Source organism: Streptomyces sp. IBSBF 3136 (assembly GCF_036815105.1).
GTDB lineage: Bacteria > Actinomycetota > Actinomycetes > Streptomycetales > Streptomycetaceae > Streptomyces.
Map to the genome: position 1 here is coordinate 1 of NZ_JAJSZC010000268.1, position 9,646 is coordinate 9,646.

General features: G+C 70.0%; 9 protein-coding genes. 5 read left to right on the plus strand and 4 right to left on the minus strand.

All coding sequences use genetic code 11. The annotated features are described in order from the left end of the window. The first annotated feature begins 137 nt into the window (after positions 1-137). Both V7E45_RS35490 and V7E45_RS35495 read left to right on the plus strand, forming a co-directional pair. On the plus strand, positions 138-1,298 hold the full coding sequence (locus tag V7E45_RS35490; RefSeq protein WP_333778387.1) for a Gfo/Idh/MocA family protein: 1,161 nt from the start codon (positions 138-140) through the stop codon (positions 1,296-1,298). Between the two features lie 46 nt (positions 1,299-1,344). Then, complete coding sequence (locus tag V7E45_RS35495) at positions 1,345-2,349, plus strand: Gfo/Idh/MocA family protein (protein ID WP_333778388.1); 1,005 nt, start codon at positions 1,345-1,347, stop codon at positions 2,347-2,349. 46 nt (positions 2,350-2,395) lie between these two features. Here the strand turns inward: V7E45_RS35495 and V7E45_RS35500 are convergent, their stop codons facing one another. The 4 genes from V7E45_RS35500 to V7E45_RS35515 all read right to left on the minus strand — a co-directional run bounded on the left by V7E45_RS35500 (position 2,396) and on the right by V7E45_RS35515 (position 5,766). Beyond that, entirely contained in the window at positions 2,396-2,590 is a 195-nt protein-coding gene (locus tag V7E45_RS35500) for a hypothetical protein (RefSeq protein WP_333778389.1), read from the minus strand. A 160-nt stretch (positions 2,591-2,750) separates the two neighbouring features. Next, on the minus strand, positions 2,751-3,665 hold the full coding sequence (locus V7E45_RS35505; RefSeq protein ID WP_333778390.1) for an ATP-binding cassette domain-containing protein: 915 nt from the start codon (positions 3,663-3,665) through the stop codon (positions 2,751-2,753). A gap of 5 nt (positions 3,666-3,670) precedes the next feature. Then, positions 3,671-4,750: an ABC transporter permease gene (locus V7E45_RS35510; protein ID WP_333778391.1), complete on the minus strand. Its 1,080-nt coding sequence runs from the start codon at positions 4,748-4,750 to the stop codon at positions 3,671-3,673. Next, the gene (locus tag V7E45_RS35515; protein ID WP_333778392.1) at positions 4,747-5,766 is read right to left on the minus strand and encodes a sugar ABC transporter substrate-binding protein; all 1,020 of its coding nucleotides are present in this window, start codon (positions 5,764-5,766) and stop codon (positions 4,747-4,749) included. Before V7E45_RS35515 ends, V7E45_RS35510 begins: the two co-directional genes overlap by 4 nt. Before the next feature lie 416 nt (positions 5,767-6,182). Here V7E45_RS35515 and V7E45_RS35520 point away from each other — a divergent pair, with 416 nt between their 5' ends. From V7E45_RS35520 to V7E45_RS35530, 3 genes are read left to right on the plus strand one after another with little or no spacing between them, the layout of a single operon-like run. Beyond that, positions 6,183-7,496, plus strand: a complete 1,314-nt coding sequence (locus V7E45_RS35520; protein ID WP_333778393.1) for an ABC transporter substrate-binding protein — start codon at positions 6,183-6,185, stop codon at positions 7,494-7,496. Positions 7,497-7,504: 8 nt separating this feature from the next. After that, positions 7,505-8,485: a carbohydrate ABC transporter permease gene (locus tag V7E45_RS35525; protein ID WP_333778394.1), complete on the plus strand. Its 981-nt coding sequence runs from the start codon at positions 7,505-7,507 to the stop codon at positions 8,483-8,485. Next, on the plus strand, positions 8,482-9,369 hold the full coding sequence (locus V7E45_RS35530) for a carbohydrate ABC transporter permease (protein ID WP_333778395.1): 888 nt from the start codon (positions 8,482-8,484) through the stop codon (positions 9,367-9,369). The genes V7E45_RS35525 and V7E45_RS35530 overlap by 4 nt, the downstream gene beginning before the upstream one ends. The last annotated feature ends 277 nt before the right edge of the window (positions 9,370-9,646 follow it).

A 9,646-nucleotide genomic window follows, 5' to 3' on the forward strand; every position in this document is an offset into this window, starting at 1 on the left:
CCCCTCGCGTCACCCGGGACCGCCTCGGAGCACCCGGGACCGCCGGGCCGCCCCACCCGACGCTTCCTTGACAGCCCCTTCATGTCCGGACATGGTGGCCGGACGGAGAGGACCGGTCCGTCCGCAGAGGGGCTGTCATGGTGGATGCGCTCGGGGTCGCCGTCGTCGGTTTCGGCTGGATGGGCCGGGTGCACACGCAGGCCTACGCCCGGGTGGCGCACCACTATCCGCAGCTGCCGCTGCGGCCCGAGCTGGTGGCGGTCGCCGAGGAGGTGCCGGGCCGGGCCGAGGAGGCCGCCGAGCGGTTCGGGTTCGCCTGTGCCACCCGCGACTGGCGGGAGGTGGCCGCCGACCCGGCGGTGCGGGCCGTCAGCGTCACCGCGCCCAACTTCCTGCACCGGGAGATCGGCGTGGCGATGGCCGAGGCGGGCAAGCACCTGTGGATCGAGAAGCCGGTGGGCCTGACCGGTGCGGACGCCCGCGCGGTGGCCGACGCGGTCGCGCACGCCGGGGTGCAGGGCACGGTCGGCTTCAACTACCGCAACGCGCCCGCCGTGGAGGCCGCCCGGGACCTGATCGCCGCGGGCGGGATCGGCACCGTCACCCATGTCCGCATCCGGCTGTTCAGCGACTACGCGGCCCACCCCGACGCCGCCCTGACCTGGCGTTACCAGCGGGCGCGCGGCGGCAGCGGGGTACTCGGGGACCTGGCCTCGCACGGTGCCGACCTGGCCCGCTTCCTGCTCGGCGACATCACCGCCCTGACCGCCGACACGGCCGTGTTCGTGCCGCGCCGGCCCCGCCCGGCCGGCGCCACCGCCGGTCACCCGCTCGCCCCCGGCGGCGAGCCGGGCCCGGTCGAGAACGAGGACTACGTCAACTGCCTGCTGCGCTTCGCCTCCGGAGCCCGCGGGGTCCTGGAGGCGTGCCGGGTCTCGGTCGGCGAGCAGAACACCTACGGCTTCGAGGTGCACGGCACCCGGGGCGCGGTCTCCTGGGACTTCCGCCGGATGAACGAGCTGGCGGTCGCCCGCGGCACCGGCTACCAGGACCAGCCGGTGAGCACGGTGTACGTCGGACCGGGCGACGGCGAGTTCGCCGCGTTCCAGCCGGGCGCGGCCAACGCGATGGGGTACGACGACCTGAAGGTCATCGAGGCCTACCGCTTCCTGCGCTCCATCGCCGAGGGCAGGCCGTACGGCACCACGTTGGAGGACGCCGTGCGCAGCGCGGCCGTGGTGGACGCCATGACGGTGTCGGCCGGGAGCGGGGCGTGGGTCAACCTGCTTCCGGCGTAGGCATGTTGTTGTCCGAAGGGTTCGTACTGACAAGGAGCCGCACCTCATGCGCATCGGAATTCTCGGCCTCGGCCGCATCGGCGCCTTCCATGCCGAGACCCTGTCCGGGCTGGACGCCGTCGGCTCGCTCGTCGTCTGTGATCCGGTCGCCGAGGCCGCGAAGGCGGCCGCCGAGCGGTTCGGGGCCGAGGTGGCGGACTCGCCGCAGGCGCTGCTGGCGGCGGGTGTGGACGGACTCGTCGTCTCGGCCGCCACCGACGCCCACCCGGCGCTGATCCGGGCCGGTGTCCGGGCGGGCGTACCGGTGTTCTGCGAGAAGCCCGTCGCGCGCACGATGGCGGAGGGCGTGGCGGTGCTCGAGGCCGTGCGGGACGCGGGAGTGCCGATCCAGATCGGGTACAACCGCCGTTTCGACCCGGGCTTCGCCGCCGCCCGGGCCGCCGTCCGGGCCGGTGAGCTGGGCCCGCTGCACACGATCCGCTCGACCACCCTGGACCCGGCGCCGCCGCCGGCCGCGTACGTCGCCGCATCCGGGGGCATCTTCCGGGACTGCTCCGTGCACGACTTCGACATCATCCGCTGGGTGACCGGCCGCGAGGTCGCCGAGGTGTACGCGGTGGGCGGCAACCGGGGCGCGCAGCACATCGCGGCGGCGGGCGACGCGGACACCACCGGGGCGCTCCTCACCCTGGACGACGGCACGATCGCGGTGGTCTCCAACTCCCGCCACAACGCCCGCGGTCACGACGTCCGCATGGAACTGCACGGCTTCGCGGACTCGATCGCGGTCGGCCTGGACGACCGGCTGCCGCTGCGCTCGGTCGAGCCCGGGGTGCGCTTCCCCGCGGGTCGCCCGCACGACTTCTTCATGGACCGCTTCGCCGCCGCCTACCGGGCCGAACTCGCCGCGTTCACCGAGGTCGTGGCCGGCACCCGCCCCTCACCGTGCACCGTCGAGGACGCCTTGGAGGCGGGCTGGATCGCGGAGGCCTGCACGCTGTCGCTGCGGGAGCACCGGCCGGTGACGCTCGCGGAGGTGCGTGCCGTCTGACGGCCGGTTTCCGGACGGGGACCCCGAGGGGCCCCGGTGGGAACCGTCAGCCGCAGTACCGGATCAGCCACTCGTCCGGGTTGTAGGTGTCCCGTGCCGGGTCCGGCACGGTCGCCGGCCTGGTCTCGACCGTGTCCTCCGGGCGTATCCGCTCGGGGAGCCGGCTGAAGCGGCCGGGGCCCTGGGCAGCCGCCTCGGCGTCCTCCGGAGGTGTCTGCGGGGGTTGCGTGCCATGGGTCATGTGGTCGTCCTCCCGTCCCTCGCGGGCGTTCCCCTGTCATATGTGAGAACGCCCGCATGCTCCCGCTGGTTCCCGGCCCGCGCCGGAACGAACCCCTCCGGGCGCGCAAGGACGCGTCCGCACCGTCGGCGTCGCGTCGGGTGCCCCGCCGGGCGCCCCGTCAGCCGCTCCCGCCGGGGGCCTTCGTCGCGGGCGTCCCGAGGTCCGCCTCCCCGGGGAGCTCCTCGACGTCGACGCCCCGCACCTGGGCCAGCTCGTGCTTGAGTGCGGCGAGTTCGGCGCCGCCCGCCATGCGGTCGGTCAGTTCCTCCAGGGTGATCTCGCCGCGTGCGGCGCTGAGTTCGAGGGTGCCCAGGCGCAGGACGCTGAAGTGGTCGCCCACCATATAGGCGTGGTGCGGGTTGTGGGTGATGAAGATGACGCCGAGGCCGCGTTCCCGGGCGGTGGCGATGTACTTCAGGACGACGCCGGACTGCTTGACGCCGAGGGCGGCGGTCGGCTCGTCCAGGATCAGCACCCGGGCGCCGAAGTGGACGGCGCGCGCGATGGCCACGCACTGGCGCTGGCCCCCGGAGAGCGTGCCGATGGGCTGTTCGAGGTCGTCCAGGACGATGCCCATGTCGCGCAGTTCCCGGTCGGCGGTCTCCTTCATCCGGGCGATGTCGAGACGGCGGACGGGCCACGGTCCCCTGGTCAGTTCGGAGCCGAGGAAGAAGTTGCGCCACACCGGCATCAGGGGGACGGTGGCGAGGTCCTGGTAGACGGCCGCGATGCCCCGGTCCAGGGCCTCGCGGGGGCTGTTGAAGCGCACGGGGGTGCCGTCGACGAGGAAGGCGCCCTCGGTGTACCGGTGCAACCCCGAGACGATCTTGATGAGGGTGGACTTGCCGGCGCCGTTGTCGCCGAGGACGCAGGTCACCTGGCCGGGGAGGACCGTGAGGTCGACGCCGTGCAGGGCGCGGATGTTGCCGTAGGACTTGCCCGCGCCGCGCAGCTCGACGATCGGTGCGCCGGGGGTGGTCCCCGCCTCCTGGACCGCGGCGCCCTCGGCTCCGCTGCTGTCTTCTGCGGTCATCGGTGTCACCTCCGCGTCGCCGTGCGCTGGACCCACAGGTTGATCAGGACGGCGCCGAGCAGCATCACGCCGAGGAACGCCTTGAACCAGTCGGGGTTCCAGCCGGCGAAGACGATGCCCTGGTTGACCATGCCGAACATGAACGCGCCGAAGACCGGGCCGATCGCCGAGCCGGAGCCGCCGGTGAGCGAGCAGCCGCCGATGACCGCCGCGGCGATGTAGATCAGCTCCTGGCCCACGCCCTCGCCGGACTGCACGGTGTTGAAGGAGAACAGGTTGTGCATGCCGACGAACCAGGCGGCGAAGCCGACCAGCATGAACAGGGAGATCTTGGTGAGGTCCACCGGGACGCCGACCGCGCGTGCGCTGTCCCTGTTCCCGCCGACGGCGAAGATCCAGTTGCCGTATCTGGTGCGCAGCAGGACCCAGGTGGCCAGCGCCGCGAAGGCCACCCAGTAGAAGACCGTGATCTTCACCTGGACGCCGGCGATGCCGACGGAGGAGGCGAAGATCCTCCTGGCCTGGCCGAAGCCGTCCATGTCGCTGATGTCGTCCGTGGCGACGTTGCCGGTGACGAGCTTGGTCACGGCGAGGTCGACGCCTTGCAGGATCAGGAAGGTGCCGAGGGTGACGAGGAAGCTGGGCAGTCCGGTCCTGACCACCATCCACCCGTTGAAGGCGCCGACGGCGAGGGAGAGGACGAGGGCGACGAGCACGCCGGTCCAGACGTTGACGGTCAGCTGGTAGCTGAGCATGCTCGCGGTGAGCGCCGAGCCGATGACGGCGACGCCCGACGACAGGTCGAACTCGCCGCCGATCATCAGCAGGGCCACCGGGAGGGCCATGATGCCGATGGTCGAGGACTGGTAGAGGACGGTGGCCAGCGAGCTGCCCTGGCGGAGCGAGGGCGCGGCGATCAGGAAGAAGACCAGGACGGCCGCGGCGCCGAGGAAGACGCCGACCTCGGGCCGGGCCAGCAGCCGGAGCAGCGGGGGGCGCCGGGCGGTGCGGCCGTCGGCCGGGCGGGGACCGGACGCCGGCGGCTCGCCCACCGCCGGCCCGGCTTGCTGGGCCGTGCCCCTCACCGGGTGCCCTTGGCGGCGAACCGGGAGACCTGGTCGACGTTGGACCTGTCGACGAAGGCCGGGCCGGTGAGCACCGGTTGCTCCCCGCCGCCGCTGTAGTTGCCGTTGTTCTTGTACAGCCACAGCGAGTCGACCGCCAAGTAGCCTTGCAGGTAGGGCTGCTGGTCCACGGCGAACTGGATGGTGCCCTTCTTGATGGCGCCGGCCAACTGGTTGTTCAGGTCGAACGTGGCGACCTTGGCCTTGCTGCCCGCGTCGCCCACCGACTGCACCGCGGCCAGCGCGAAGGGGGCGCCGAGGGTGACCACGTGGTCGAGGGCGCTGTTCTGCTTGAGCTTGGCCGTGATCGTCGACTTCACGGACGGCATGTCGGTGCCGTTGACGTACAGCGTCTCGGTCGTGCCGGAGAAGGTCTTCTTCATGCCGTCGCAGCGCTGGGTGAGGCCGATGTTGCCCTGTTCCTGGATCACGCAGACGACCTTCTTGGCGCCGACCTCGTCGAGCTTCCTGCCGAACGCCTCGCCCGCCACGGTCTCGTCCTGGCCGAAGAACTCCAGCAGGCCGAGCTTCTTCCAGTCGCTGAGGCCCGAGTTGAGGCCGACGACGGGTATCTTCGCCGCGCCGGCCCTGGCGACGACGTCCTTCATGGCGCCCGGCTTGGCGAGGGTGACCGCGATGCCGTCGACCTTCTGGTCGATCGCGTTCTGCACGTAGTTGGCCTGGGTGCCGGCGTTCGGGTCGGCGGAGTACACCAGCTTGACGTTGTCCTTGGCGGCGGCGGCCTCGGCGCCCTTGCGGACGATGTCCCAGAAGGTGTCGCCGGGGGCCTGGTGGGTGACCAGCGCGACCGTCATACGGGGGGTGTCGGCCCTGCCCGCCGAGGCGCCCGACCCTCCCTCCGCGGCCTTCTTCCCGCCGGATCCGCTGGAGCAGCCGGCGAGGACGAGGGCTGCCGCGGCGGCCACGGCCACGACCGGGGCCGGTCGGCGGGAGCGGGGGTGACAAGTGCGGTCCATCGTTCCTGCACCTCACTGTGTGACGGGGAAGGGACGTTGTTGCGTCGGCACGCGATCCAAGTCCCTGCGCGGCCCGCTGTCAATGCTTTGTCAAGACATATTTTCGCCAGCAGGACAGGATGTCAGCACAAATCAACTTCCGTTTTCCTGGCTCGCGTTGATCCGTCCGCCCCAGTACACCGCACACGGCTCCACAACCGGAACACCCCGGTCAGCCTGGGGCGATGGGGCGCACGGCGGTGACGATTACGTTTCGGGCAAGAGACACCCCAGCGCGCCCGGAGCTATTGACGCGTGCGCGGAAGTGGGGCTGTTATTACGCCACGTTGTTCGGTCGAGTTGATTTCTGATCGGTTTCGAAGACCTTCGGTGATCGGCTCATCCCCTTGGCCGAACCCTGCTTCTCAGGAGCCGCCATGCGCCTCTCCCCTGCCGCTCTGCCCGCCACCAGGCCCAGCCGTCGTTCGCTGCTGCGCGGAGCGGGCGGTGCCGCCCTCCTCGCCGGCGCCGGGATACCCCTGCTGTCCGCCTGCGGCGGCAGTGGCTCGTCCGCCGACCCGAAGACCGTCACCGTCGGCTCCAACGCCTCGGACGCGGTGCCGAAGAAGGCCTTCGCGAGCGTCTACGCGGACTTCAAGAAGCAGTCCGGCATCACCGTCGACGTGAACACCAAGGACCACAACACCTTCCAGGAGCAGATCAACTCGTATCTGCAGGGCACGCCGGACGACGTGTTCAACTGGTTCGCGGGCTACCGTATGCAGTTCTTCGCGGCGAAGAAGCTGGCCACGCCCCTCGACGACGTATGGGCCAAGATCGGCGGCAACTTCCCCGAGGCCATGAAGAAGCTCAGCAAGGGCGAGGACGGCAAGTACTACTTCGTCCCGCTGACCACCTACCCCTGGGCGGTCTTCTACCGCAGAAGCGTCTTCCGGCAGCACGGTTACCAGGTCCCGGCCACCTGGGACGAACTGGTCGCGCTGTGCAAGCGGATGAAGAAGGACGGCCTGGTGCCGATCGCCTTCGGCGACAAGGACGCCTGGCCCGCGATGGGCACCTTCGACCAGATCAACTTCCGCCTGAACGGCTACGACTTCCACGTCGAGCTGATGGCGGGCAAGGCCGCGTGGACCGACGCCAAGGTGAAGGCCGTCTTCGACCACTGGTCCGAGCTGCTCCCCTACCACCAGGACGGCTTCATGGGCCGCACCTGGCAGGACGCCGCGCAGACGCTGGTCGCGAAGAAGGCCGGCATGTACCTCCTGGGCTCGTTCGTCGCCCAGCAGTTCACCGACAAGGCCGACCTGGCCGACCTGGACTTCTTCCCCTTCCCGGAGATGAACTCCGCGTACGGACAGGACACCGTGGAGGCCCCGACCGACGGCTTCATGGTGAGCAAGGCCCCGAAGAACCACGCGGGTGTCGTCAAGCTCCTGGAGTACCTGGGCAGCCCGGCGGCCGAGGAGCTCTACCTCAAGACCGACCCCAGCGTGGTGGCCGCCTCCAGCAAGGCCGACACCTCCGCCTACTCGCCGCTCCAGAAGAAGGCGTTCGACATGATCAGCGGCGCCAAGAGCCTGACCCAGTTCATGGACCGCGACTCCCGGCCCGACTTCACCTCCACGGTGATGCAGCCCGGACTGCAGAAGTTCCTGCAGAACCCCAAGGGCGTGGACAGCCTGCTGTCGTCCATCGAACGCCAGAAGAAGCAGATCTTCGCGTCCTCGTGAGCGGCCCCATGACCACCGACACGACGACGACGCGCTCGGAGGCGGCAGCCGTGCCGCCTCCGGGCGCCGCTCCCGCATCCGGGCGGGCCGGCCAGGGCCACCGGCGCCTGCTGACCCGCCGCGACCGGTTCACGCTCGCCCTGATGGCGGGCGTGCCCACGGTCCTGCACGTGGCCCTCGTCTGGGTCACCGCCATCGCCTCGATCTTCCTCGCCTTCACCACCTGGGACGGCATCGGGTTCGACTCGATCAAGTGGGTGGGCCTGGACAACTTCCGGCAACTCTTCGCGGACAACCCGCAGTTCTGGCCCGCCGTCCAGCACAACGTCATCTGGTTCGTGGTCCTCATCCTGGTCCCGACGCCGTTCGGCCTCTTCCTCGCCGTCCAGCTCGACAAGCGGATCCGGTTCAGCCGGGTCTACCAGACCGCGTTCTTCCTGCCGGTCGTGATCTCGATGGCCTGCATCGGCTTCGTCTGGCAGCTCGTCTACAACCCGGACACGGGCCTGATCAACAGCGTCATCGGCGCCAACAAGCCCGGCCACTACATCGACTGGATCGGCGATCCCAAGCTCAATCTGTGGGCGGTCCTGATCGCCGCGTCCTGGCGGCACACCGGCTACATGATGATCCTGTACCTGGCCGGCCTCAAGAGCGTCGACCCCTCGCTGCGGGAGGCCTCGGCGCTGGACGGCGCCAACGAGTGGCAGACCTTCAAAAGCGTCATCTTCCCGACCTTGCGCCCCACCAACACGGTCGTCCTCGTGGTCACCATCATCGAGGCGCTGCGCGCCTTCGACCTGGTCTTCGTCTTCAACAAGGGGGCGCAGGGCACCGAGTTGCTGTCGATCCTGGTGACCAACAACATCATCGGCGAGTCCAGCCGGATCGGTTACGGGTCGGCCATCGCCGTCGTCCTCCTGGTCATCTCCCTCGCGGTGATCGTCCCGTACCTGATCGCCACCTTCCGGAAGGAGCGGCGCGCATGAGCGGCACCACTCTCCCGCTGAAGCGGCGCGCCCCCCTCCGCCCCGCCCGGGTCCTGCTGCACGTATTCCTCGCGGGGACGGCCCTGGCGTGGCTCGCGCCGCTGCTGTGGGCCGTCTTCTCGGCGCTGCGGCCGTACGGCGAGACCAGCGCCAAGGGGTACGTGTCCTGGCCGGACACGCTGAACCTCGACAACTTCACCAACGCTTTCCAGCAGTCGGACATGGTCCACTACTTCGGCAACACGCTGGTGATCGCCGTACCGGCCGTGCTGGTGACGCTGTTTTTGTCCTCGTGCGTCGCCTTCTACGTCGCCCGCTTCGACTTCCGGCTGAACCTGGCGCTGCTGCTGGTCTTCACGGCGGGCAACCTGCTGCCGCAGCAGGTCATCATCACCCCGCTGTACCGGCTGTACCTGCTGACGGACCTGCCCGGCGTCACGGCGAGCGGCAAGCTGTACGACTCCGCGCTCGGGCTCGTCCTGATCCACGTGGCCTTCCAGTCCGGGTTCTGCGCGTTCGTGCTGAGCAACTACATGCGCTCGCTGCCGCACGAGCTGACCGAGGCGGCGCTGGTCGACGGCGCCTCGGTGTGGCGGCTGTACTGGCAGATCACGCTGCCGCTGTGCAAGCCGGCGATGGCGGCCCTGGCCACTCTGCTGTCGATCTGGATCTACAACGACTTCTTCTGGGCCCTGGTGCTGATCTCGACCGGCGAGAACATGCCGATCACCTCGGCCCTGAACAACCTGTCCGGCCAGTACTTCACCGACCCCAACCTGGTCGCCGCCGGCGCCCTGCTCACCGCGATCCCGACGCTGGTCGTGTACTTCGTCCTCCAGCGCCAGTTCGTCAGCGGTCTCACCCTCGGCTCCAACAAGGGCTGAGGCGGGGGCCGCGCCGGCGGTCACCGGACAACCGGTCGGGGCCACGCGGCGGCACCGCAACTTCTTCCGCCGCGCGGCCCCGATGTGGCGTTTTCTGCACTTTCGGACCCCTCTCACAACAGAACAAACGGCGATTTGGCGACGGCTCGGGGCATATCCGACCATGGACTCGCCCCGGCGATCCCGGGAACAGCAGTTCGATGAGAGGCCCACCCAGCCATGCACGTCACGGGGACCGCCCCGCAACCGGCTCCGGCCGCCCCGTCCACCCCCGAGA

Bases quoted from the DNA above. Each gene is read 5' to 3' on its own strand.
- V7E45_RS35490 (WP_333778387.1), top strand. From the start codon at position 138: ATGGTGGATGCGCTCGGGGTCGCCGTCGTCGGTTTCGGCTGGATGGGC.
- V7E45_RS35495 (WP_333778388.1), top strand. From the start codon at position 1,345: ATGCGCATCGGAATTCTCGGCCTCGGCCGCATCGGCGCCTTCCATGCC.
- V7E45_RS35500 (WP_333778389.1), bottom strand. From the start codon at position 2,590: ATGACCCATGGCACGCAACCCCCGCAGACACCTCCGGAGGACGCCGAG.
- V7E45_RS35505 (WP_333778390.1), bottom strand. From the start codon at position 3,665: ATGACCGCAGAAGACAGCAGCGGAGCCGAGGGCGCCGCGGTCCAGGAG.
- V7E45_RS35515 (WP_333778392.1), bottom strand. From the start codon at position 5,766: ATGGACCGCACTTGTCACCCCCGCTCCCGCCGACCGGCCCCGGTCGTG.
- V7E45_RS35520 (WP_333778393.1), top strand. From the start codon at position 6,183: ATGCGCCTCTCCCCTGCCGCTCTGCCCGCCACCAGGCCCAGCCGTCGT.
- V7E45_RS35525 (WP_333778394.1), top strand. From the start codon at position 7,505: ATGACCACCGACACGACGACGACGCGCTCGGAGGCGGCAGCCGTGCCG.
- V7E45_RS35530 (WP_333778395.1), top strand. From the start codon at position 8,482: ATGAGCGGCACCACTCTCCCGCTGAAGCGGCGCGCCCCCCTCCGCCCC.